18 protein-coding genes and 6 pseudogenes are annotated in these 24,907 nt (G+C 51.0%); 15 read left to right on the top strand and 9 right to left on the bottom strand.

Going from position 1 to position 24,907, the window contains the following annotated elements:
- Positions 1-55: 55 nt before the first annotated feature.
- Positions 56-2,253 (bottom strand): annotated as a pseudogene (fhuE, locus tag BFF42_RS00825) (ferric-rhodotorulic acid/ferric-coprogen receptor FhuE).
- A gap of 333 nt (positions 2,254-2,586) precedes the next feature.
- Between fhuE and hinT the strand changes: the two are divergent.
- The 8 genes and pseudogenes from hinT to BFF42_RS00870 all read left to right on the top strand — a co-directional run bounded on the left by hinT (position 2,587) and on the right by BFF42_RS00870 (position 8,855).
- Positions 2,587-2,946 (top strand): purine nucleoside phosphoramidase, encoded by a 360-nt coding sequence (gene hinT / locus BFF42_RS00830; RefSeq protein WP_000807125.1) that lies wholly within the window; start codon positions 2,587-2,589, stop codon positions 2,944-2,946.
- A gap of 2 nt (positions 2,947-2,948) precedes the next feature.
- On the top strand, positions 2,949-3,326 hold the full coding sequence (locus tag BFF42_RS00835) for a YcfL family putative periplasmic lipoprotein (RefSeq protein ID WP_001225298.1): 378 nt from the start codon (positions 2,949-2,951) through the stop codon (positions 3,324-3,326).
- A 13-nt stretch (positions 3,327-3,339) separates the two neighbouring features.
- Positions 3,340-3,977: pseudogene (lpoB, locus tag BFF42_RS00840) on the top strand (penicillin-binding protein activator LpoB).
- The gene (gene thiK / locus BFF42_RS00845) at positions 3,961-4,785 is read left to right on the top strand and encodes a thiamine kinase (protein WP_001116575.1); all 825 of its coding nucleotides are present in this window, start codon (positions 3,961-3,963) and stop codon (positions 4,783-4,785) included. Before lpoB ends, thiK begins: the two are co-directional and overlap by 17 nt.
- 10 nt (positions 4,786-4,795) lie before the next feature.
- Positions 4,796-5,820, top strand: a pseudogene (gene nagZ / locus BFF42_RS00850) (beta-N-acetylhexosaminidase).
- Between the two features lie 22 nt (positions 5,821-5,842).
- On the top strand, positions 5,843-6,385 hold the full coding sequence (ycfP, locus tag BFF42_RS00855; RefSeq protein WP_000587933.1) for an alpha/beta hydrolase YcfP: 543 nt from the start codon (positions 5,843-5,845) through the stop codon (positions 6,383-6,385).
- 399 nt (positions 6,386-6,784) lie between these two features.
- A complete protein-coding gene (gene ndh, locus BFF42_RS00865) occupies positions 6,785-8,089 on the top strand; it encodes an NADH-quinone dehydrogenase (protein ID WP_005042558.1) in 1,305 nt (434 codons plus the stop codon).
- A 226-nt stretch (positions 8,090-8,315) separates the two neighbouring features.
- Positions 8,316-8,855 carry a glycine zipper 2TM domain-containing protein gene (locus tag BFF42_RS00870; protein WP_001043459.1) on the top strand — a complete coding sequence of 180 codons (540 nt, stop codon included), beginning with the start codon at positions 8,316-8,318 and terminating at the stop codon, positions 8,853-8,855.
- A 61-nt stretch (positions 8,856-8,916) separates the two neighbouring features.
- On the opposite strand, the gene comR is transcribed toward BFF42_RS00870, so the two are convergent.
- Positions 8,917-9,549, bottom strand: coding sequence for a TetR family copper-responsive transcriptional repressor ComR (comR, locus tag BFF42_RS00875; protein ID WP_000179805.1), 633 nt, complete (start codon positions 9,547-9,549; stop codon positions 8,917-8,919).
- Positions 9,550-9,789: 240 nt separating this feature from the next.
- Here comR and bhsA point away from each other — a divergent pair.
- Positions 9,790-10,046 (top strand): annotated as a pseudogene (gene bhsA / locus BFF42_RS00880) (multiple stress resistance protein BhsA).
- 82 nt (positions 10,047-10,128) lie between these two features.
- On the opposite strand, the gene ldtC reads toward bhsA, so the two are convergent.
- The 3 genes from ldtC to BFF42_RS00895 form a co-directional block, all read right to left on the bottom strand.
- Positions 10,129-11,091: a L,D-transpeptidase LdtC gene (ldtC, locus tag BFF42_RS00885; RefSeq protein ID WP_012421326.1), complete on the bottom strand. Its 963-nt coding sequence runs from the start codon at positions 11,089-11,091 to the stop codon at positions 10,129-10,131.
- Positions 11,092-11,234: 143 nt separating this feature from the next.
- A complete protein-coding gene (gene mfd / locus BFF42_RS00890; RefSeq protein WP_012421239.1) occupies positions 11,235-14,681 on the bottom strand; it encodes a transcription-repair coupling factor in 3,447 nt (1,148 codons plus the stop codon).
- A 127-nt stretch (positions 14,682-14,808) separates the two neighbouring features.
- Complete coding sequence (locus BFF42_RS00895) at positions 14,809-15,882, bottom strand: acyltransferase family protein (RefSeq protein WP_000810308.1); 1,074 nt, start codon at positions 15,880-15,882, stop codon at positions 14,809-14,811.
- A gap of 261 nt (positions 15,883-16,143) precedes the next feature.
- Here BFF42_RS00895 and lolC point away from each other — a divergent pair, with 261 nt between their 5' ends.
- The 5 genes and pseudogenes from lolC (at position 16,144) to cobB (ending at position 21,058) form a co-directional block, all read left to right on the top strand.
- Complete coding sequence (lolC, locus tag BFF42_RS00900) at positions 16,144-17,343, top strand: lipoprotein-releasing ABC transporter permease subunit LolC (protein ID WP_005027577.1); 1,200 nt, start codon at positions 16,144-16,146, stop codon at positions 17,341-17,343.
- Complete coding sequence (gene lolD, locus BFF42_RS00905) at positions 17,336-18,037, top strand: lipoprotein-releasing ABC transporter ATP-binding protein LolD (RefSeq protein ID WP_001033695.1); 702 nt, start codon at positions 17,336-17,338, stop codon at positions 18,035-18,037. The genes lolC and lolD overlap by 8 nt, the downstream gene beginning before the upstream one ends.
- Complete coding sequence (lolE, locus tag BFF42_RS00910) at positions 18,037-19,281, top strand: lipoprotein-releasing ABC transporter permease subunit LolE (protein WP_001251343.1); 1,245 nt, start codon at positions 18,037-18,039, stop codon at positions 19,279-19,281. Before lolD ends, lolE begins: the two co-directional genes overlap by 1 nt.
- 28 nt (positions 19,282-19,309) lie before the next feature.
- Positions 19,310-20,221: pseudogene (nagK, locus tag BFF42_RS00915) on the top strand (N-acetylglucosamine kinase).
- Between the two features lie 15 nt (positions 20,222-20,236).
- The gene (cobB, locus tag BFF42_RS00920) at positions 20,237-21,058 is read left to right on the top strand and encodes a Sir2 family NAD+-dependent deacetylase (RefSeq protein WP_000952720.1); all 822 of its coding nucleotides are present in this window, start codon (positions 20,237-20,239) and stop codon (positions 21,056-21,058) included.
- 155 nt (positions 21,059-21,213) lie between these two features.
- On the opposite strand, the gene potD is transcribed toward cobB, so the two are convergent.
- The 4 genes from potD to BFF42_RS00945 all read right to left on the bottom strand — a co-directional run bounded on the left by potD (position 21,214) and on the right by BFF42_RS00945 (position 24,514).
- Positions 21,214-22,260, bottom strand: coding sequence for a spermidine/putrescine ABC transporter substrate-binding protein PotD (potD, locus tag BFF42_RS00930; RefSeq protein ID WP_000759320.1), 1,047 nt, complete (start codon positions 22,258-22,260; stop codon positions 21,214-21,216).
- Positions 22,257-23,051: a spermidine/putrescine ABC transporter permease PotC gene (gene potC / locus BFF42_RS00935; RefSeq protein ID WP_000580316.1), complete on the bottom strand. Its 795-nt coding sequence runs from the start codon at positions 23,049-23,051 to the stop codon at positions 22,257-22,259. The genes potD and potC overlap by 4 nt, the downstream gene beginning before the upstream one ends.
- A gap of 166 nt (positions 23,052-23,217) precedes the next feature.
- Positions 23,218-24,336 carry a phage integrase Arm DNA-binding domain-containing protein gene (locus BFF42_RS00940; RefSeq protein ID WP_000074967.1) on the bottom strand — a complete coding sequence of 373 codons (1,119 nt, stop codon included), beginning with the start codon at positions 24,334-24,336 and terminating at the stop codon, positions 23,218-23,220.
- On the bottom strand, positions 24,305-24,514 hold the full coding sequence (locus BFF42_RS00945) for a hypothetical protein (RefSeq protein WP_044325913.1): 210 nt from the start codon (positions 24,512-24,514) through the stop codon (positions 24,305-24,307). The genes BFF42_RS00940 and BFF42_RS00945 overlap by 32 nt, the downstream gene beginning before the upstream one ends.
- Before the next feature lie 93 nt (positions 24,515-24,607).
- Here BFF42_RS00945 and BFF42_RS00950 point away from each other — a divergent pair.
- Positions 24,608-24,907: pseudogene (locus BFF42_RS00950) on the top strand (IS1-like element transposase); the annotation flags it as partial.

Consider the following 24,907-nt stretch of genomic DNA (forward strand, 5'->3'; position numbering starts at 1 on the left):
TAAGACGTTGGGGAGACTAAGGCTGCCAGATGGCTGCCTTTTTTACAGGTGTTATTCAGAATTGATACGTGCCGGTAATGCTGAAATTACGCGGTGCGCCGTAGACGATAGAACCTTCCATGTTGGTATCGTAGGTTTTGTCGAACAGGTTATTGACGTTCCCCTGTAACGAGAAGTTTTTCGTCACCTGGTAGCGGGTGAAGAGATCCACCAGCGCGTAGCTACCTTGCTCGGCGCGGAAGGTGCCATACGGTGTCACGGTGTCACGGTGTCGGTATACACGCGATTTTGCCAGTTAACACCACCGCCGACTGTCAACTCTGGCATGACAGGCAACCGATAGCTGGTGAACATTTTAACCGTGGTGCGTGGCAGATTAGGATTAACGGCGTTTCCTTCGTTATCCTCTGCAATATAGCGCGTTGCGCCAAATGTCAGCTGCCAGTTGTCGGTAATTGCGCCGTTGAGTTCAAATTCCACCCCTTTACTGACTGTCCCATCCACCGCTTTATAGGCGGTTTCGCCGTTGCTGCCGGGGATAGGTGTACCGGTGGACTGAGCGACATTATCCTGCTCAATACGGAAGATGGCTAACGTGGTGGTCAGACGGCTATTCATCCAGTCCGATTTCAGACCCAGCTCGTAGTTGTTACCGGTGATTGGAGCCAGATATTTGCCTGAACTGTCACGATCATTTTGCGGCTGGAAAATAGAGGTATAGCTGGCGTAGGTCGACCAGTTGTCATTGATGTCAAACACCAGACCAGCGTAAGGCGTGGTGTGGTTTTTCTCCATGCTGTAAGTCAGCGTATCAACCCGCCAGTTGGTATAACGTGCGCCGAGGATCTGATGCAGCGGATCGGCAAGGGTGACTCGAGTGGCAGCATATAACGATTTCATATGTGTGGTATCGTCCTGTGCCAGGCTCTGTGGTGACCAGTCGGTTTGTGGGAAATTGCCATTAAAGTTGTAGAAACTGCCAATTTCATCCGGGAAGATGTTGGCCCATGAACTGAAGTAACGATTGTTTTGTTTGCTGTAACTGCCACCAAACATTAGATTGTGCTGACGACCAAACAATTCATAACTACCGTCAGCGAACAAATCCAGCGCATCAACTTTACGTTTGCCACTGTTCCAACCGGTGCCGCCGACATAATCAAAGCCAGGTCCATAATTACTGTATGGCCCAACCAGCATACCATCCGCTTTGTTTACATAGGCATCGACATACATCATTTTGCTGTCAAATTCGACTTCAGAGTGGGTGGCATTCAGTGTCGCTTGCCAGGTATCAGCAAACCGCTGCTTCAGGGTCATAAAGACCTTGTTGATCTCTTTATCGTTGTACGCCCAGTCAGGTGCGGTACTGCGTGCACGATCGTAACTGTTGCTGCTGCCATCAGTATTCCAGCGCGGTAAACCGCCCCAGGTAGGGCTATTAACATCAATGCGCTGATATTCGTAACCGGCTGAAAGCGTCGTAAGATCGCCTAAATCAGCATCGACAATGCCGGAGAAGAAGGTCTTTTCACTGTTGTAGCGGTCCAGCCATGAGTCGTTATTCTGGTAGCCGCCGACAATTCGCGCGCGGATTTTACCGTCTTCGGTGAGTGGGCTTTGTAAATCCGCCACATACCGTTCTTTGTTCCAGCTACCGTATTCCGCCGAGACATCGCCTTTAAATTCACGACTGGTCGCGTGTTTTCGAACCATATCAATTGCCGCAGATGGATTACCCGTCCCGGTCATGAGTCCTGTCGCGCCACGCACTACTTCTACGCGTTCAAACAGTGCCATATCAGAAAGTGCATCGCCCAGATTCCAGCGCGATTCAAAATAGGTGGGGATACCATCAACCATATAGTTATCGATCTGGAATCCGCGGGAATAATAAAGAGCACGATCGGAATCCGCCTGACTTTTGCTGATCCCCAGCGTGTTTTCCATCACTTCGCCCAGCGTTTGTAACTGCTGATCTTCCATCCGCTGCTGGCTAATAATAGTGACCGACTGAGGAATATCACGTTGAGTCATCTGCATTTTGGTACCCGCAGAGGTAGACGTTACGCTGTAATCATTTTCGCCATCATCTGGAGCTGTGGCTGAACCCTCAACAATCACCGTTTCTTCAGTGGCTGGTGCAGCAAAAGCGGCAGAAGGTAATAGTGCCAGTGCTATGCAACCGGCAAGTAGTGACGGTTTGGTGATGGCTTGATATTGATTATCCCTGTTAAATTGTGTTGAAAGCATTTGAAATCTCATGGTTTATGTTGTCGTCAGGCTCATGCCGGAGGAGGGTGATGAGCGATTATATTTAGTGTGCGAATAATTTTGTTTGTAAATGCAAATGAGAAATATACGCATTCATATTTGTCGTGTAAACCAAACAGAGAATGTCTTTTCAGCGCATTCGCAGGCAGAAATGGGAATAATGGCGATATATACGGCAGCAAAACGATTTTTTGCTTAAGAAATCGTGAGTTAAGGTTGAAAGAGCAGGTTTAACTCGACCATACTCTATACTCGCAGTGTGGCGCGGCGTAGCATGGCGCAACGCATGGCTATTTGAAAAAGGAAAATGTCGTGGCAGAAGAAACTATATTCAGCAAAATTATTCGTCGTGAGATCCCCTCCGATATCGTCTACCAGGATGATCTGGTAACGGCGTTTCGCGATATTTCGCCGCAAGCGCCAACGCATATTCTGATCATTCCGAATATCCTCATTCCGACTGTGAACGACGTCTCAGCTGAGCATGAGCAGGCGCTGGGACGCATGATCACCGTAGCGGCAAAAATTGCTGAGCAAGAAGGTATTGCCGAAGATGGCTATCGTCTGATCATGAATACCAACCGCCATGGCGGACAAGAGGTTTACCACATCCATATGCACTTGTTGGGTGGCCGTCCGCTGGGACCAATGCTGGCGCATAAAGGTCTGTAACGATGAGAAAAGGATGCTTTGGGCTGGTGTCTCTGGTGTTGTTACTGCTGGTGGGCTGTCGTTCACATCCGGAAATTCCGGTGAATGATGAGCAATCGCTGGTGATGGAGTCATCTTTATTGGCTGCGGGCATCAGTGCAGAAAAGCCCGTCCTTTCGACGTCTGATATTCAACCTTCAGCATCCTCAACGCTTTATAACGAAAGGCAAAAACCCGTTACCGTTCATTATCGTTTTTACTGGTATGACGCCAGAGGGCTGGAGATGCATCCTCTGGAAAGGCCACGCAGCGTTACCATTCCCGCACATTCGGCGGTAACGCTGTACGGCAGCGCCAATTTTCTGGGGGCGCACAAAGTCAGACTTTATCTATATTTGTAAGGGGTGAATCTTGATGACAAAAATGAGTCGCTACGCCTTGATTACCGCGCTGGCGATGTTTCTCGCCGGGTGTGTGGGGCAACGTGAACCTGCACCGGTAGAAGAAGTGAAACCAGCGCCGGAACAACCAGCCGAGCCACAACAGCCTGTCCCCACAGTGCCCTCGGTGCCGACGATCCCGCAGCAGCCAGGCCCAATTGAGCACGAAGATCGAACGGCACGCCTGCGCCGCATATTCGCCATTATGACTGGAATGGCGCAATGCAGCCGATGGTCAGTAAGATGCTTGGGGCTGACGGGGTGACTGCGGGTAGCGTCCTGCTGGTTGATAGCGTTAACAACCGTACTAACGGTTCGCTGAATGCCGCAGAAGCGACCGAAACGCTGCGAAATGCGCTGGCTAATAACGGGAAATTTACCCTGGTTTCCGCCCAGCAACTGTCGATGGCTAAGCAACAGTTAGGTTTGTCGCCGCAGGACAGTTTAGGCACCCGTAGTAAAGCCATAGGCATTGCCCGCAATGTCGGCGCTCATTACGTGCTGTACTCCAGCGCCTCTGGCAACGTTAACGCTCCGACCCTACAAATGCAGCTGATGCTGGTGCAGACGGGCGAAATTATCTGGTCAGGTAAAGGTGCCGTTTCGCAGTAATAATCCCATCACGCGCGACGAATTGCTGTCGCGCTTTTTCCCGCAGTTTCATCCCGTCACGACGTTTAATAGTGGGCTTAGTGGCGGTAGTTTTCTCATTGAACATCAGGGCCAGCGTTTTGTTGTGCGTCAGCCGCACGATCCTGATGCGCCGCAGTCCGCGTTCTTGCGCCAGTATCGGGCTTTATCACAACTACCCGCAAGCATTGCACCGAAGCCGCATTTATATCTCCGTGACTGGATGGTAGTCGACTATCTGCCCGGCGCGGTAAAAACGTATTTGCCGGATACCAACGAACTGGCAGGCTTGCTGTATTATCTACATCAACAACCACGTTTTGGCTGGCGAATAATGCTGTTGCCGTTACTGGAACTGTACTGGCAGCAAAGCGATCCGGCGCGGCGGACTGTGGGTTGGCTGCGAATGTTAAAACGTCTGCGCAAAGCGCGGGAACCACGACCTTTACGCTTAAGTCCATTGCATATGGATGTCCACGCCGGAAATTTAGTGCATAGCGCATCAGGGTTAAAACTCATCGACTGGGAGTATGCCGGAGATGGTGATACCGCGCTGGAACTGGCGGCGGTGTGGGTGGAAAATACTGAACAGCACCGGCAATTGGTCAATGACTATGCCACTCGCGCGAAGATTTATCCGGCGCAATTATGGCGTCAGGTCAGGCGATGGTTTCCCTGGCTGCTGATGCTCAAAGCAGGGTGGTTTGAGTACCGCTGGCGACAAACCGGCGATCAACAATTTATCAGGCTGGCCGATGACACCTGGCGGCAGCTATTAATAAAACAATAAGGAGAGCAGTGTGGGTCCAGTAATGTTGGATGTCGAAGGTTACGAACTGGACGCGGAAGAGCGTGAAATACTGGCGCATCCGCTGGTGGGAGGGCTGATTCTCTTTACGCGTAACTATCATGATCCTGCCCAGTTACGTGAACTGGTGCGCCAGATCCGCGCAGCATCGCGCAATCATCTGGTGGTGGCGGTAGATCAGGAAGGTGGACGCGTGCAGCGTTTTCGCGAAGGTTTTACCCGCTTACCGGCAGCACAATCCTTTGCTGCGCTGTTGGGAATGGAAGAGGGCGGCAAACTGGCGCAAGAGGCGGGTTGGCTGATGGCCAGCGAAATGATCGCTATGGATATTGATATCAGCTTTGCGCCAGTGCTGGATGTAGGACATATCAGCGCGGCGATTGGCGAGCGTTCTTATCATGCCGACCCAGAAAAAGCCCTGGCAATCGCCAGTCGGTTTATTGATGGGATGCATGAAGCCGGAATGAAAACGACCGGGAAACACTTCCCAGGACACGGTGCAGTAACTGCAGATTCACACAAAGAGACGCCGTGCGACCCACGCCCGCAAGCGGAAATTCGTGCCAAAGATATGTCGTTTTCAGCACGTTAATCCGCGAAAATAAACTCGACGCCATTATGCCTGCGCATGTGATCTACAGTGATGTTGATCCGCGTCCGGCGAGCGGTTCTTCCTACTGGCTGAAAACCGTTTTGCGTCAGGAACTGTGTTTTGACGGTGTAATTTTCTCTGACGATTTATCGATGGAAGGTGCCGCGATTATGGGCAGTTATGCCGAACGCGGGCAGGCATCACTGGACGCAGGTTGCGATATGATCCTGGTCTGCAATAATCGTAAAGGGGCCGTCAGCGTGTTAGATAATCTGTCACCGATCAAGGCAGAACGTGTTACACGTTTGTATCATAAAGGTTCATTTTCGCGACAGGAACTGATGGACTCGGCTCGCTGGAAGGCGAGCAGCACCCGTCTGAATCAGTTACATGAACGCTGGCAGGAAGAGAAAGCAGGTCACTAACCCTGGCTTATGTGAGGAAGCGATGATTATCTATTTACACGGTTTTGACTCTAACAGTCCGGGTAACCACGAGAAAGTCTTACAATTGCAGTTTATTGACCCGGATGTACGCTTGATAAGCTACAGTACGCGGCATCCGAAACATGATATGCAGCATCTGCTTAAAGAAGTGGACAAAATGTTGCAACTGAACGTCGACGAGCGTCCGCTGATTTGCGGCGTTGGTCTGGGCGGATACTGGGCGGAACGGATTGGTTTTCTTTGCGATATCCGCCAGGTGATCTTCAACCCTAATTTGTTCCCTTATGAGAACATGGAAGGCAAGATTGATCGCCCGGAAGAGTATGCCGATATTGCCACTAAGTGTGTGACCAACTTCCGCGAGAAGAATCGCGATCGTTGCCTGGTGATTTTGTCGCGTAATGATGAAGCGCTTAACAGCCAGCGGACATCTGAAGAGTTGCATCATTATTACGAGATTGTCTGGGACGAAGAGCAGACGCACAAATTCAAGAATATCTCCCCGCATTTGCAGCGCATTAAAGCGTTCAAAACCCTCGGGTAAATGCCCTCGTCGCATCAGGTAACCTTGCCGGTACCTGATGCGCTCCGAATTCTGTAAGTCGGATAAGGCGTTTACGCCGCATCCGACAGTCGAGCACCAATGCCTGATGCGCCTCTTATCAGGCCTACCGAACGCCCTGCATACACCCCTCACTCTATATCACTCTCACAAATTCGCTCAAATAATAAACAATAAACTCTATTTTTTGATCTTACCCGGTAAAGTCGCCTATCTTTTCAGCAACAAAACTTGATTAACATCAATTTTGGTATGACCAATGCACCATTCATGTTATTCTCAATAGCGAAGAACATTTTCATTGCTGTAACCTGTTGTTAATTAAGAGCTATGTTAATAACCATTAATTAACAATTGGTTAATAAATTTAAGGGGGTCACGTTGACTACGCCATTGAAAAAGATTGTGATTGTCGGCGGCGGTGCTGGTGGGCTGGAAATGGCAACACAGCTGGGGCATAAGCTGGGACGTAAGAAAAAAGCCAAAATTACGCTGGTCGATCGTAACCACAGCCACCTGTGGAAACCGCTGCTGCACGAAGTGGCGACTGGCTCGCTTGATGAAGGCGTCGATGCGTTGAGCTATCTGGCCCATGCGCGCAATCATGGTTTCCAGTTCCAGTTGGGTTCCGTCATTGATATTGATCGTGAAGCGAAAACAATCACTATTGCAGAACTACGCGACGAGAAAGGTGAACTGCTGGTTCCGGAACGTAAAATCGCCTATGACACCCTGGTCATGGCGCTGGGTAGCACCTCTAACGATTTCAATACGCCAGGCGTCAAAGAGAACTGCATTTTCCTCGATAACCCGCACCAGGCGCGTCGCTTCCACCAGGAGATGCTGAATCTGTTCCTGAAATACTCCGCCAACCTGGGCGCGAATGGCAAAGTGAACATTGCGATTGTCGGTGGCGGCGCGACGGGTGTAGAACTCTCCGCTGAGTTGCATAACGCGGTCAAGCAACTGCACAGCTACGGTTATAAAGGTCTGACCAACGAAGCCCTGAACGTAACGCTAGTAGAAGCGGGAGAACGTATTTTGCCTGCATTACCGCCACGCATCTCTGCTGCGGCCCATAGTGAGTTAACGAAACTTGGCGTTCGCGTGCTGACGCAAACCATGGTCACCAGTGCTGATGAAGGCGGCCTGCACACTAAAGATGGTGAATATATTGAGGCTGATCTGATGGTGTGGGCAGCCGGGATCAAAGCGCCAGACTTCCTGAAAGATATCGGTGGTCTTGAAACTAACCGTATCAACCAGCTGGTGGTGGAACCGACGCTGCAAACCACCCGCGATCCAGACATTTACGCTATTGGCGACTGCGCGTCATGCACGCGTCCGGAAGGGGGCTTTGTTCCGCCGCGTGCTCAGGCTGCACACCAGATGGCGACTTGCGCAATGAACAATATTCTGGCGCAGATAAACGGTAAGCCGCTGAAAAATTATCAGTATAAAGATCATGGTTCACTGGTATCGCTGTCGAACTTCTCCACCGTTGGTAGCCTGATGGGTAACTTGACGCGCGGCTCAATGATGATTGAAGGACGAATTGCGCGCTTTGTATATATCTCGCTATACCGAATGCATCAGATTGCGCTGCATGGTTACTTTAAAACCGGATTAATGATGCTGGTGGGGAGTATTAACCGCGTTATCCGTCCGCGTTTGAAGTTGCATTAATCGACGTACACTGGCGGATGTGGCATAAACGCCTCATCCGCCCTAGACAAATGGTACGAGCGGTAGGCCTGATAAGACGCGTTAAGCGTCGCATCAGGCATTCCTTCAGACTCCTCCGAATCATTAAGTATTTCCAGCCATTCCCGCGCTTTTCATCTTCTGTCTGATAGCTGCTTTTCTCCTTCGCTTGCATGATTGGCATAACTGCAAAGAAGGAGGTGTTCCCGTGAATAAATCAATGTTGGCGGGTATCGGGATTGGTGTCGCAGCTGCGCTGGGCGTAGCGGCAGTGGCCAGTCTGAACGTGTTTGAACGTGGCCCGCAATACGCTCAGGTTGTTTCTGCAACCCCAATCAAGGAAACGGTTAAAACACCGCGTCAGGAGTGTCGCAACGTCACAGTGACCCATCGTCGACCGGTGCAGGATGAAAATCGCATTACCGGGTCGGTGCTCGGCGCTGTTGCTGGCGGCGTGATAGGGCATCAGTTTGGCGGTGGTCGCGGTAAAGATGTCGCCACTGTTGTGGGGGCGCTGGGTGGTGGATATGCCGGTAACCAGATCCAGGGCTCTCTCCAGGAAAGCGATACTTACACGACTACGCAACAGCGTTGTAAAACGGTGTATGACAAGTCAGAAAAAATGCTCGGTTATGATGTGACCTATAAGATTGGCGATCAGCAGGGCAAAATCCGCATGGACCGCGATCCGGGTACGCAGATCCCGCTAGATAGTAATGGGCAACTGATTTTGAATAACAAAGTATAACAAGGCTGTACTCTGCAATTTGGCCCCTCATTCGCTCAGGCTGAGGGGCTTTTTTTGCGACTTATTTCACCAGTTCGGGCCATAAACGCAAAGTCGTTCCGGCAATCTGCATTAGTTTTTCCAGCGATGCACCTTCGCGTGCGCTGATCGACATCCCCTGAATAATACAATTAAGGAATTCTGCCAGATGTGTCACGTCACAGTGGGTCGGGATTTCCCCGCGCGCTTGTCGTTGACATAAAAACTGCTGCAAAGTGCGCTCTTGCATCGCATGGCGTGATTTCAACGTATTGGCGATATCTCCTGAATCTGGGGAGAGGGTGGTGCAGTTGTTGATCATGAAGCAGCCTGCCGGGGTGTCTTTGCTGGTAAAGCAGTTGGCGATGGCAGCAAAATAGTCAGCCAGCGCAGACTCCACGCTTTTCTCTTCACAAAACAGCTGTGCTTCATGCTTAGCGGCAAAACGATCGATATAGCGGTCGAGAACGGCACGAAATAACCCCTCTTTGTTGGTAAATTCCGCGTATAGCGTGGGCGCTTTGGCTCCGGTCGCTTCGACGAGGTCCGCAAGAGAAGTCGCTTCATAACCGTGTTGCCAGAACAATTTCATGGCCTTATCAAGCGCGGCATCCCTGTCGAATACTTTTGGGCGGCCACGGCTTTTTTTTACACATTGTGTTGAGTCAGTTGCCATGATGCCGTTGTACCTGGTGACTGTGAATGAAAGGTTATTATAAAAATAATCACCTCCGTTCACCAGTCCAGATCCCATAAAAATAATTGCTTTCTATTTAACTGAAATTTAAAGATTTTTAAATTAATTAATGATTGTTATAAAAAATATCTTGTATGTGATCCAGATCACATCTGTCATTTAGTTATCGATCGTTAAATAATTGCTTGCGACGTCATTCATCTGCATAAGGCCACTATTATGAAAAACGTAAAAACCCTCATCGCTGCGGCGATTTTAAGCTCCATGTCATTTGCCAGCTTTGCGGCTGTCGAAGTTCAGTCAACGCCAGAAGGCCAACAAAAAGTCGGTACAATCAGTGCTAAAGCGGGGACAAATCTGGGATCGCTGGAAGAGCAGCTGGCGCAAAAAGCGGATGAGATGGGCGCAAAATCTTTCCGTATTACTTCTGTAACCGGTCCGAATACCCTCCATGGAAAGCAGTAATTTATAAATAAGCATTAACCCTCATTAATGCCTGCTACTGCTGATTTTTTCCCCGCGACATGCCGTGTCGCGGGGATTTTTTTTATCCAGGATTTACAGAGTTTGTGGGCTCACTTGATGACGGCGGACATCCACCGGCATCCCGGAACGGACATCCATCACATGTTGCATCACTTCAGCGTCAGTTTGTGCTGCATCTTTAAATGATTGCATTGCGCTATTCAGCGTAATTGGCAGCAGCTGCGGATCGTCATCAATCTTCTCTGACAGCGGCTGATGTACTTCAACCAGACGCGCACCGTTTGGTTCGGCAGAGACTTTTATCGGAGTGTTGATGATATTCACTTTGGTGCCTGGGGTGACCTGGCTAAAGAGTGTTTTGATATCGTCATCCCGCAGACGAATACAGCCAGAACTTACCCGCATGCCAATGCCGAAATCGGCGTTCGTACCATGAAGCAAATAAACGCCGCCATAGGCCGCCAGACGAATCGCATGATGGCCCATTGGGTTATCCGGTCCAGCCGGCACTACCGCAGGCAACTCAATTCCCTGTGCTTTATAACGGGCGCGGGTGTTTGCCGTTGGCGTCCAGGTTGGGTTTGCACGTTTGTCTGAAACGGTGGTCACCATTGTCGGTGTCAGCGTGTCACCACCTAACTGACCAATACCTATTGGATACACGGTTACCGAATTTTTACCCGTCGGGTAGTAATAGAGACGCAGCTCCGCAATGTTGATCACAATGCCTTCGCGCGGCGCGTCTGGAAGTAGGGTTTGCAACGGGATCGTTAACACGCTGCCCGCGCGCGGTACGTAAGGATCAACGCCGGGGTTAGCCTGTAACAGAGCGAGAAAGCCGACGTTATATTTTTTGGCGATGGCTTCCAGAGAACCACCGTCATTTTCCACCACATGAAATTTGTTTTCGCCAACCAGACGACTGCCCGCTGGCGGCAGCGGCCAGGTGTTGGCTTTTGCCGGTAGCGCCAGCGCCACGGCAGCGGCGAACGTAAAAAACGTTAGCCAGCGAGAAAAACGCGTTTTGATCATCACCAAAAATCCATAATAAATATAAGGTTATTGTAATAAACAGATAAGCCTGAATTATGGATGGTGACAGTGTCGGATAGTGCAGGGAAGTGCAAAGAATTTGTAAATGTTGCCGATGGGGGCGCAGAAACGCCCCCGATTTACCATTAAGCGATCGCGTTCTCTTCCAGTTCACGCATAAACTGGCGTACCCATTCGATACGCGTTTTCCGCTCACTCAAATCCTGAATAAATTTCAGGCGCGTCGGACCATCAAGGCGGTAATGCTGCGGCTGTTTTTGCAGCAAACCAATCAACCAGGCCGGATTAACGTGATTCTTCTCGGCAAATTCGATCACCCCGCCTTTCTCATTACCTTCCAGCTTCCTGATCCCCAGTTTCTGCGCTTGCTGGCGCAGACGGGCAACATCCAGCAGGGTACGCGCCGGATCCGGCAGCAGGCCGAAGCGATCGATAAGCTCGACTTTGATCTCTTCCAGTTCGTTTTCCGTTTTGGCGCTGGCAATACGTTTATAGAACGACAAACGCGTATTCACGTCAGGAATGAAATCATCTGGCAATAGCGACGGCATCCGCAGCTCGACTTCTGTTTGCTGGCTGGTGAGATCTTCCAGCGACGGCTCGCGTCCGGCTTTCAGTGCATCGACGGCGTTTTCCAGCAACTCCATATACAGCGAGAAACCGATGGTTTCCATTGAGCCACTTTGTTCTTCGCCAAGCAGTTCACCCGCGCCGCGGATCTCCAGATCGTGCGTTGCCAGCGCAAAGCCTGCACCGAGATCTTCCAGCGAGGCAATCGCTTCAAGACGTTTTTGTGCATCGGTAGTCATCGCTTTTGGATGCGGCGTCAGCAGCCATGCATATGCCTGATGATGTGAACGTCCGACGCGACCGCGTAACTGGTGCAGCTGCGCCAGACCGAAGTGATCCGCGCGTTCAATGATAATGGTGTTGGCTGTCGGGATGTCGATCCCGGTTTCGATAATGGTTGTACAAACCAGCACGTTGAAACGTTGATGATGGAAATCATTCATCACCCGTTCCAGTTCGCGCTCGCGCATCTGCCCGTGACCGATGGCGATCCGCGCTTCTGGCACCAGTTCTGCCAGCCGTTCGGCAGCTTTCTGGATGTTTTCCACATCATTGTAGAGATAATAAACCTGCCCCCCGCGCAAAATTTCACGCAGGATCGCCTCCCGGACCACCAGGCTGTCATACTCACGGACAAAGGTTTTAACTGCCAGACGACGGGCGGGCGGCGTGGCGATAATCGACAGGTCACGCATTCCGCTCATTGCCATATTCAGCGTGCGTGGGATCGGCGTTGCAGTAAGCGTCAGAATATCCACGTTCGCGCGCATCGCTTTAATGCGCTCTTTATGACGCACCCCGAAGCGGTGTTCTTCATCGACAATCAGCAGGCCTAAATCTTTAAACTTGACGTCACTTTGCAGCAGTTTGTGCGTACCGATCAGAATATCGATTTTCCCTTCCGCCACTTCCGCAAGGATTTGCGTCTGCTCTTTGGCGCTGCGGAAACGGGAGATCATTTCGATACGTACCGGCCAGTTGGCGAAACGGTCGCGGAAGTTGTCGTAATGCTGCTGCGCGAGAAGGGTGGTAGGCACCAACACCGCCACCTGCTTGTGGTTATCTACTGCCAGGAAAGCGGCGCGCATCGCCACTTCTGTTTTACCAAAGCCAACATCGCCGCACACCAGACGATCCATTGCCAGCGGCTGACACATGTCGCTAAGTACCGCATTAATGGCCTGCGCCTGATCCGGCGTGGTTTCAAACGGGAAGCTGTCGCAGAACAACTGATACTGCTCACGATCGTGTTTAAACGCGAAGCCCTCTTTGGCGGCGCGTTGCGCGTAGATATCCAGCAATTCCGCCGCCACATCACGCACTTTTTCCGCCGCTTTCTGCCGCGCGCGTGACCACGCATCGCCGCCAAGTTTATGCAGCGGGGCGTTTTCTTCCGCGCCACCTGCGTAACGGCTAATCAGATGCAGTGACGACACCGGAACATACAGTTTGGCGTCGTTGGCATAGGTGAGCATCAAATACTCGCCAGTAATGCCGCCCGCTTCGAGCGTGGTCATTCCGGCATAGCGCCCGACACCGTGCTCCAGATGGACCACCGGCTGACCAATATGCAGCTCCGCAAGGTTACGGATCAGTGTATCGGGGTTGATGGTGCGGCGAGAATCCTGACGACGGCGGGCAACACGTTCACCGAGCAGATCGCTTTCGCAGATCAGCGCCAGATTACGCACCTTATCGACAAAACCATGTTCGGCAGCGCCAATCATCAGATAACGCCCACGGTCGCTGGCTTCATCAAGACGCATAATGCGTTGCGGAGCAATTTTAATTCGTGCGAGCAGTTCACCCAGCGCTTCACGGCGACCTTCACTTTCTACCGAGAACACCACCGGACCGTCGAAAGTCTCGAGGAACTTACGCAGCGCATCCAGCGGCGCTTTTTGTTGCGCCTGAACGGCCAGGTCTGGCAGTTTCTGGAAACCTAAATTGGCATTCGCGGCTTTTGTCGGTAAATGTTTAGTTTTTAGCTGCACCCGGGGCCAGTTTTTCAGCTCTGAGAAGAGCTCGTCCACCCGCAGCCAGAGCGATTGTGGTGGCAACAGCGGGCGCATCGGATCGACGCCGCGATTCTCAAAACGCGCCAGCGTGTCAGCCTGGAAACGTTCGGCACTGGTTTCCAGATCGCCAGTATTCACGAGCAAGGTATTGGCAGGGAAATAACTGAACAGCGGCGGCAGTGGTTCGCTGAAGAACAATGGCTGCCAGTACTCGATCCCGGCAGGTAATGTGCCTTTACTCACTTGCTGGTAAATATGTTCCGGATCGCGCTTCACTTCGAAGGTATCGCGCCACTGGCTGCGGAACAGTTCAATTGCCGCTTTATCGGTCGGAAATTCGTGCGCGGGCAGCAGATTGATCGCTTCTACTTCCTCCAGCGTGCGCTGGCTGTCGACGTCAAACACCCGCAGGCTGTCGATTTCATCATCAAAGAAATCAAGACGATAAGGCAGCTCACTCCCCATCGGGAAGAGATCCAGCAACGCGCCGCGCGTGGCGTATTCGCCGTGCTCCATCACCTGGTCAACATAGCGATAACCGGCGCTGTCCAGTTGGGTTCGTAATGCATCTCGTGACAGGCGCTGACCTTTTTTCATCACCAGCGCATGACCGTGGAGAAAACTGTGTGGGCAAACGCGCTGCATAAGCGTATTCACCGGAACAATCAGTACGCCACGCTGCATCGTCGGTAGCTGGTAAAGGGTGGAAAGGCGCGAGGAGATAATGTCCTGATGAGGCGAAAAGCTGTCGTAGGGAAGAGTTTCCCAGTCCGCCAGATTCATCACCATCTGATCGGTGAACTGACTGATTTCATCATGCAAACGCAGAGCATTTTGCATATCTGGTGCAATGAGTACCACCGGACCGGCGTGACGTTCGGCAATTTCCGCTACCAGCGTTGCACAGGCTGCGCCGGTTAACTCGCCCAGCAGACGCTGCTCACCCGCTTTGACGGGCAGCGTATAACGATATTGTTCAGGCATAACGGTTGTCAGATTCTCGTTAGGATATGCCTCAACATATGGGGGCATATCTCTGATAAGCAATGCTGTTCATTATCCGTAATCGACATGGTTTAGCAAATTGAATCGCCCCGGCTGGGGCGATGGCTTAGCGGGAGTAACTGACGGCAGCGGGCAGTGAAGGCGGGGAGAACAACAGATCGCTGAATGCACGCTGTGAAAGTTTTCTTACCAGCAAGCCCGCAACAGTACAGATGAACAAACTGACAAAGGGATAAACCAGCAGGAGTGTCAGTTCGACTTGCGGCGACCAGCGTGCTGCGTTCATTTGCGCAAGCAGAGTTAAGCTGAATATTTCAACCAGAATGCGATGGGTGGTGTAGATAGCAATGGTGTTGGAGCCAATCACATTCAGCAGGCTGGTGGAGCGCATACCGAATCGTTGCTCGTACTGATAAAACAGCTTCATGATCACCACAATCGATACCAGCGACAACAGCAGCGAGATAGTAAACAACCAGGCACCGACCGCCAGAACGGTAAGCAAAGAAGCCATCAGCAGATGGCGGCGCAACGGTACCTCTTTAACACAGGTCATTATTGTTGCGCCAAACCATGCGCCAAGGCTGTAATAAGGCAAATTGCGGATCACACTGTTCATTCCCCACCACGGCGTGGGAACGAAATTAACCGCCACACTCAGCAGTACAAACAAGGCGAATAGTGGCAGCGCCAGACGGCTAAAAATTTTACATACCACGAAATAGACAATTAACGCATACAGATACCACAAGCTGGTGCTGGCGGTGATCATCCCGTGCAGGAACTCACCGGTGGAATCGGCATAAGCGGCATTGGAGGCATTGCTTAAATCGCGCTCAGGTGCCAGCCACTGGTTCAGCGCACTTAACGCCAGCCACTGCACCACGCCCCAAAGCGCCAGCACCCAGAAGATGTTCCAGATCCGTTTATCGAGACAATTTCCCCACGGTACGCTGTCGATATAGCGGCGAATCAAATAGCCGGATATAAAGAAAAAAACCGGCATACGAAAGGGTGCAAGGTAAAGATTGAAATAGATCCAGCATTTGCTCAGGACTTCCGATAACGGATGCTGAAAAGTGGTCATATGCGGATAAAAGGTAATGACCGAGTGATAAATCACCACCGGACAAATACATAACCCTTTGATCTGGTTAATCCATAGCTCTTTTTGTTTCATCAGGACAACACGCTCTTTTTTAATTTACATGCGGTTGATCCTGCGGGTTATGACCCGAGGTGTAATGGGTATCTGTCTGTATTGGATGATTTTTCAGATTAAGATCAGGCGGCAAGATTGATGATAAAACATGGCAATTTAGCCGATTGATTTACGGGGGCTTTTCAGATTAGCCCTGACGATCACTTACAGTTCAGACGTTTACCCATCTTGCTTTCGCTTATATACTCGTGTCTTTGCTACAGCAACCAGACGGATTTCATGTACCAACCTGTCGCTTTATTTATTGGCCTGCGTTACATGCGTGGGCGTGCAGCGGATCGCTTCGGTCGTTTCGTCTCCTGGCTTTCTACCATCGGCATTACCCTCGGGGTGATGGCGCTGGTCACAGTATTGTCAGTGATGAACGGCTTTGAGCGCGAGCTGCAAAACAACATCCTTGGCCTGATGCCACAGGCAATTCTCTCTTCTGAGCATGGCTCTCTTAACCCGCAGCAACTCCCGGAAACGGCAGTCAAACTGGACGGCGTTAATCGCGTCGCACCTATTACTACCGGTGATGTGGTACTGCAAAGCGCGCGCAGCGTGGCGGTCGGGGTGATGCTGGGTATCGATCCGGCGCAAAAAGATCCACTAACGCCGTATCTGGTCAATGTGAAACAAACTGACCTCGAGCCGGGGAAATATAATGTCATCCTCGGCGAACAACTTGCCTCACAGCTAGGCGTTAATCGCGGTGATCAAATCCGCATGATGGTACCATCTGCCAGCCAGTTCACGCCGATGGGGCGTATTCCAAGTCAGCGCCTGTTCAATGTGATTGGCACTTTCGCCGCCAACAGTGAAGTCGATGGCAATGAAATGCTGGTGAATATTGAGGATGCCTCGCGTCTGATGCGTTATCCGGCAGGCAATATTACCGGCTGGCGTTTGTGGCTGGATGAGCCGCTGAAAGTCGACTCATTAAGTCAGCAAAAACTGCCTGAAGACAGCAAATGGCAGGATTGGCGTGATCGTAAAGGCGAGTTGTTCCAGGCCGTACGCATGGAAAAAAATATGATGGGTTTACTGCTGAGCCTGATTGTCGCCGTTGCGGCGTTTAACATTATTACCTCGCTGGGGCTGATGGTGATGGAGAAGCAGGGCGAAGTAGCGATCCTGCAAACGCAAGGCTTAACTCCGCGACAAATCATGATGATCTTTATGGTGCAAGGGGCCAGCGCCGGGATTATCGGTGCGATCCTCGGAGCGGCGCTTGGCGCACTGCTTGCCAGCCAGTTAAATAATCTGATGCCAATAATCGGCGTCCTGCTTGATGGCGCGGCGCTGCCGATGGCTATCGAACCTTTACAGGTCATTGTTATTGCGCTGGTGGCGATGGCTATCGCGCTGCTGTCTACGCTTTACCCTTCATGGCGCGCTGCCGCCACACAACCCGCTGAGGCTTTACGTTATGAATAAGATCCTGTTGCAATGCGACAACCTGTGCAAACGCTATCAGGAAGGCAGTGTGCAAACCGATGTACTGCACAATGTCAGTTTCAGCGTCGGCGAAGGTGAAATGATGGCGATCGTCGGTAGCTCTGGTTCCGGTAAAAGCACCTTGCTGCACCTGCTGGGCGGACTGGATACGCCAACCTCCGGCGATGTGATCTTTAACGGTCAACCGATGAGCAAACTGTCGTCGGCAGCAAAAGCAGAACTGCGCAACCAGAAACTGGGCTTTATTTATCAGTTTCACCACCTGCTGCCGGATTTTACCGCCCTGGAAAACGTGGCTATGCCGCTGCTGATTGGCAAGAAAAAGCCCGCTGAAATCAACAGCCGTGCACTGGAGATGTTAAAAGCGGTGGGGCTGGAGCATCGTGCGAATCACCGCCCATCTGAACTTTCTGGCGGCGAACGCCAGCGTGTAGCGATTGCCCGTGCGCTGGTCAATAATCCGCGTCTGGTACTGGCGGATGAGCCTACCGGTAACCTCGATGCGCGTAACGCCGACAGCATCTTCCAGTTGCTTGGGGAATTGAATCGCTTGCAGGGCACCGCCTTCCTGGTGGTTACTCACGACCTGCAACTGGCGAAACGTATGAGCCGCCAGTTAGAAATGCGTGATGGACGTCTGACGGCGGAACTGAGCCTGATGGGGGCGGAGTAATGGCGATGCCTTTATCGTTATTAATTGGCCTGCGTTTTAGTCGCGGACGGCGGCGCGGTGGCATGGTGTCGCTGATCTCCGTCATTTCTACCATTGGCATTGCCCTCGGTGTGGCGGTATTGATCGTCGGCTTAAGCGCGATGAACGGCTTTGAACGCGAACTGAATAACCGCATTCTGGCGGTGTTGCCGCATGGTGAAATCGAAGCGGTAAATCAGCCATGGACTAACTGGCAGGAAGCACTGGATAAAGTGCAGAAAGTGCCGGGTATTGCCGCCGCTGCGCCGTATATCAATTTCACCGGGCTGGTGGAAAGTGGAGCGAATCTGCGCGCAATCCAGGTGAAGGGCGTTAACCCACAACAGGAACAGCGTCTGAGCGCATTACCCTCGTTTGTTCAGGGGGATGCGTGGCGCAATTTTAAAGCGGGCGAACAGCAAATTATCATCGGCAAAGGCGTGGCGGATGCGCTGAAAGTGAAGCAGGGCGATTGGGTGTCGATCATGATCCCCAACTCGAATCCTGAGCATAAACTGATGCAGCCAAAACGTGTGCGTTTGCACGTTGCGGGTATTTTGCAGTTGAGTGGCCAACTCGATCACAGTTTTGCCATGATCCCGCTGGCGGATGCCCAACAATATCTTGATATGGGTTCCAGCGTGTCAGGTATTGCCCTTAAAATGACGGATGTTTTCAACGCCAATAAGCTGGTACGCGATGCGGGTGAAATGACCAACAGCTATGTTTATATTAAAAGCTGGATTGGTACTTACGGCTATATGTATCGCGATATCCAGATGATCCGCGCCATTATGTATCTGGCGATGGTACTGGTGATTGGCGTGGCCTGTTTCAACATCGTCTCCACCTTAGTGATGGCGGTGAAAGACAAGAGTGGCGATATCGCAGTATTAAGAACGCTGGGGGCGAAAGATGGTTTAATTCGCGCCATCTTTGTCTGGTATGGATTGCTGGCAGGGCTGTTCGGCAGCCTGTGTGGGCTGATTATCGGCGTAGTTGTTTCACTGCAACTTACCCCGATTATTGAGCGGATTGAAAAGCTGATCGGTCATCAGTTCCTCTCCAGCGATATCTATTTTATTGACTTCCTGCCATCGGAATTGCACTGGCTGGACGTCTTCTACGTACTGGTCACAGCATTGTTGCTGAGTCTTTTGGCAAGTTGGTATCCGGCGCGGCGCGCCAGTAATATTGACCCTGCGCGAGTCCTTAGCGGCCAGTAAAGGCAGTACATTAAAACAAGGAGCGGCAATGTATTACGGGTTTGATATTGGTGGAACAAAAATTGCGCTTGGCGTGTTTGATAGCGGTCGGCAGTTGCAGTGGGAAAAGCGGGTGCCGACACCGCGTGACAGCTATGACGCATTTTTAGATGCAGTGTGCGAGCTGGTAGCCGAAGCTGATCAACGTTTTGGCTGTAGAGGTTCTGTCGGCATTGGTATACCGGGAATGCCGGAAACAGAAGATGGTACGCTGTATGCCGCCAATGTCCCCGCTGCCAGCGGTAAACCGCTGCGTGCCGACCTGAGCGCACGTCTTGATCGCGATGTACGCCTTGATAACGATGCCAACTGTTTTGCCCTTTCAGAAGCCTGAGATGATGAATTTACGCAATATCCACTGGTGATGGGGTTGATTCTTGGTACCGGCGTTGGCGGTGGGCTGATTTTCAACGGCAAACCGATTACCGGTAAAAGCTACATTACCGGCGAGTTTGGCCATATGCGTCTGCCGGTTGATGCGTTAACCATGATGGGGTTGGATTTCCCGTTACGCCGCTGCGGCTGTGGTCAGCATGGCTGCATTGAGAATTATCTGTCTGGTCGCGGTTTTGCGTGGCTGTATCAACACTATTATCATCAACAGTTGCAGGCTCCCGAAATTATTGCGCTTTATAATCAAGGCGATGAGCAGGCAAGGGCGCACGTTGAGCGTTATCTGGATTTATTAGCGGTTTGTCTGGGAAATATCCTGACCATTGTTGACCCTGACCTGGTCGTCATTGGTGGTGGCTTATCGAATTTCCCGGCAATCACAACGCAACTGGCGGACAGGCTGCCTCGTCATCTCTTACCTGTAGCTCGTGTTCCGCGCATTGAACGCGCGCGCCACGGTGATGCGGGAGGAATGCGTGGTGCGGCCTTCCTACATCTAACCGATTAAACAACAGAGGTTGCTATGCTGTCGCGTCGGGATCATCGGTTAAGTCGTTTTCGTAAAAATAAACGCCGCCTGCGCGAGCGTTTGCGTCAGCGTATTTTTTTCAGAGATAAAGTGGTGCCGGAAGCAATGGAAAAACCAAGAGTACTCGTACTGACAGGGGCAGGAATTTCTGCGGAATCAGGTATTCGTACCTTTCGCGCCGCAGATGGCCTGTGGGAAGAACATCGGGTTGAAGATGTGGCAACGCCGGAAGGTTTCGATCGCGATCCTGAACTGGTGCAAGCGTTTTATAACGCCCGTCGTCGACAGCTGCAGCAGCCAAAAATTCAGCCTAACGCCGCGCATCTTGCGCTGGCTAAACTGCAAGACGCTCTCGGCGATCGCTTTTTGCTGGTAACGCAGAATATAGACAACCTGCATGAACGCGCAGGTAATACCAATGTCATTCATATGCATGGGGAATTGCTGAAAGTTCGTTGTTCGCAAAGTGGTCAGGTTCTCGACTGGACCGGAGACGTTACGCCAGAAGATAAATGCCATTGTTGCCAGTTCCCGGCACCCTTGCGCCCGCACGTCGTTTGGTTTGGCGAAATGCCACTCGGCATGGATGAAATTTATATGGCGTTGTCGATGGCTGATATTTTCATTGCCATTGGTACTTCCGGGCATGTTTATCCGGCGGCTGGGTTTGTTCACGAAGCGAAACTGCATGGCGCGCACACCGTGGAACTGAATCTCGAACCAAGTCAGGTCGGTAATGAATTTGCCGAGAAATATTACGGCCCGGCAAGCCAGGTGGTGCCTGAGTTTGTTGAAAAGTTGCTGAAGGGATTATAAAGCAGGAAGCATTGCCTGATGCGCTACGCTTATCAGGCCTACGAGCGGACCACAATACCGACGAAAGAGTGGGATAAAACTCTACTGTCCTGACTCATTAGCCACATCCTTGCTAAATAAAAAACGGGCGGTAATACCACCGCCCGCTTGCTGAATTAACGTCCTGCTTTCAGCTTCTGATAATACTCTTCATAAATGCTGCTGGCTGCGCCAACGTCATTCTGCCATTCGCCATTTTTAATGGTTTCAGCATCCGGGTAGAGCGTTTTATCGTTCGCCACTTCTGGACTTAACAGCTTACGCGCCGCAAGGTTTGGCGTTGGATAACCGATAGTTTCAGCAACCTGTTTTGCCACATCCGGGCGCAGCAGGAAGTTGATCAATTTCAGCGCGCCTTCTTTGTTTTTGGCATTTGCCGGGATCGCCAGGCTGTCCATCCAGAATATGCCGCCTTCTTTCGGCCACACCACGTCAATAGGCGTACCCGCCTGGCGTGCAACGAAAGCAGAACCGTTCCAGATCATGCCGAGGTTAACTTCGCCTTCCATGTACGGGTTAGCCGGGTTATCGGAGTTAAACGCTGCGACGTTTGGCATCAGTTTTTTCAGCTCGTTATATGCAGCTTCAATCTCTTTCGGATCGGTGGTGTTACCGGAATAGCCCAGCTTACGCAGCGCCATCTGGAACACTTCACGGGCATCGTCGGTCAACAGCAGGCTGCCTTTGTACTCTGGCTTCCACAGATAGGCCCAGCTGGTGACAGATTTCGGATCCACCGCATCACCGTTAACACCAATCGCCGTCGCCCCCCAGATATACGGAATGGAGTAGTCGTTATTCGGGTCAAAAGGCTTGTTGAGCATGTCTGGATCGAGATTGCTGAAGTTCGTTAACTTCGACTTGTCGATCTTCTGGATCATCCCTTCTTTACGCATTTTATCGACGTAATAGGTTGAAGGAACCACCAGGTCATACGCACCGTCTTTGTACGTTTTCAGCTTGGCGTACATGGTTTCGTTCGACTCGTAAGTCGAATAGATAACCTTAATACCGGTTTCTTTGGTGAACTGTTCAAGCAGTCCTGGCGGCACGTACTCGGTCCAGTTGTAGAAATACAGCGTGTTGTTGTCATCGGCGTGAGCGGCGCTCATGCCCAGTGCCAGAGCACCCGCCGCGAGCAGGTGGCGTGACCATTTTTTCATTTAACGTCCCCTGTGTTACCTTTCGTTTTATCACGAGCAATAAGCTGACTGGCAATAACCATCACCAGCGACAGCACCAGTAATATGGTTGCCAGCGCGTTAACTTCCGGCGATACGCCGACTTTGACCATCGAATAAATTTTTAACGGCAGAATTTCATAACTTGGTCCGGTGACGAACGAAGAAACTACCACATCGTCCATCGACAGGGTAAAGCTTAACACCCAGCCCGCTGCCACCGCTGGCATTGCCAGTGGCAGTATGATTTTTCGCAGAATGGTAAATTCGCTGGCACCGAGATCTTTCGCCGCTTCCAGCATCCGCACGTCAAAACCTTTCAGGCGCGAATACACCGTCACCACCACAAATGGCAGGCAGAAGGTGATATGCGAGAACAGCAGCGACCAGAAGCCAAGCTGAATACCCAGCAGCATAAACAGCACCAGCAGCGAAATTGCCATCACGATATCTGGTGACATCATTACCACAAACAGCATTCCGCTAACGAACGGCTTACCGCGAAAGCGATAACGGTACAGCGCAACTGCCGTCAGTGAACCGATAAGCGTAGCAAACGTCGCCGAAAACACCGCCATTGTTAGTGAATGCTGCGCTGCCTGTAACAGGCTGTCGTTGTTCATCAGCAGGCTATACCATTTGGTGGTAAAACCCTGCCAGTTGATGCCAAAGCGCGAGCTGTTAAAGGAGTTCACAATCAAAATAATGATTGGGATATACAGGTACGCGTAGATAGCGGTCATAAAACCGCCGCGAAGCAGTCGACCGATCATTCGAGTTCCACCTTCTTATTCATAAGGTGGAGCACTTTCAGGATTTTGAATTTATTCAATTTTTTCCTTTCTCCAAAATCTCTCCAAAACGTTTCCCCAAAACTAGGCCACGCATTTTACAACACTTTTTTCCTGAGATGGTGACGGATATTCCATATGGTGTTTGTCAAATAACCAGCTTAACCCATTCCTGACCTCGAGTATCGTTATAGCGATCGGTGGTTGCCTGGACTTTATGTCCTAGTAATGTTTTTGTATCGATACCCTGTGCACGGTACAGCCGTTCTGATAGAGAGCGTTGTTCATGAAATGTTGGCGGAGTTTTTCCTGCTGGTGGAATTATCCCAGCCAGATCCCGTGCTTTGGCAAAGTAGTCGCTCAGGTTGTCTTTACTCATCGGCTTCGGTTGTTTCTGGTGCCGACTATGGATTAGATATGGACTTAATATTCTGTCTCGGCACCCATCAATAACTTCTTTTAACGTTATCCCAATGGCATCACAGCGTAGTGTAAGCGGTAACGCCAGACGCATTCCGGTTTTTCCCTGGGTGATATGCAAGTGTTCGTTCCACACATCTGAAAAACGCATGTGGCAAATGTCATCACGGCGCTGACCAGTAACAATCGCAAGAAGCATTGCGTTACGGATAAAGTGTTTTTCAGGCGTTGCATTGTAAATTTTTTGCCAGTCTTCCATGGTGAGCCTGGCTCTGGTTACTTTAGGGATCGGTTTACGGGTAGCCTCCGGAGGATTCCATCCAGGAGGAACTTCCCCTGCATGCTGTGCTTCTTTATAAATATCAACCCATAATCCACGATTTACTCTCGCTGTGCTGACCATGTCTTTATCCAGCCACTCATCCAGTATTAATGCAAAGTCTCTTACTTCCAGTTCTTTCAATGGGTGGTTTCCCAGACGGGAAACTAGGTATGCAGCCATTCGAGTTTTTTCTTTGTGAGTTGTAGCTGCAATATCTCCATTTTTCAGTCGCGTGTCCTGTATTTTCAGATATCGATCAACCCATGCCTTTAATCTGATACCCCGACGTTTTGTTGCTGACGGACTTTCATCAATTTTGCGCATGAAATATTCAGCTTCTGCTGCAGCTATTCGCTGATTGGCTGTGGAAGCGATTTTTTCTGCCTTACCTTTGTCTGTTCCGAGTCCGTGAAATTTTCCAGTCACAGGATTTTTATACTGGTAGTAAACTCTGCCAGTTCTGCGATCAAACTTTTCGTAAAGACCGGCTACGTCAGTGCTGTTTTTTTGTGGCCTCGGTGACATGAGTTAAAATCTCCTTCAGTGCATCATCATCGCCAGTATGAATTTCCGGCGCAATTCCCGTTTCACCAGGCCCAACAAATACTGCTCGGCGATCTATCAGCCAACGCCCACGAATTTTTTGTGGTCTTGGAACGATGTATCCTAGTTTTCCGTATTTCACCAGGGTAGTGTTTGTTATTGGGAGACTGAACCGTTTTGGTTTCCACTCGTCGAGCGGGTAATGCTGCCAACTTACTGATTTAGTGTATGATGGTGATTTTAAGGTGCTTGCGTGGTTTCCATTTCCATCAGATGTCCTTCCTGCTCCGCGACTGAAGGCGTGGTGCGTAACGGCAAAAGCACTGCCGGACATCAGCGCTATCTCTGCTCTCATTGCCGTAAAACATGGCAACTACAGTTCACTTACACCGCCTCTCAGCCCGGTACGCACCAGAAAATCATTGATATGGCCATGAATGGCGTCGGATGTCGCGCCAGTGCACGCATTATGGGCGTTGGCCTCAACACGGTTTTCCGTCACTTAAAAAACTCAGGCCGCAGTCGGTAACCTCGCGCATACAACCGGGCAGTG

This window comes from Shigella sp. FC1661, from assembly GCF_001712525.1.
Lineage (GTDB): Bacteria > Pseudomonadota > Gammaproteobacteria > Enterobacterales > Enterobacteriaceae > Escherichia > Escherichia coli.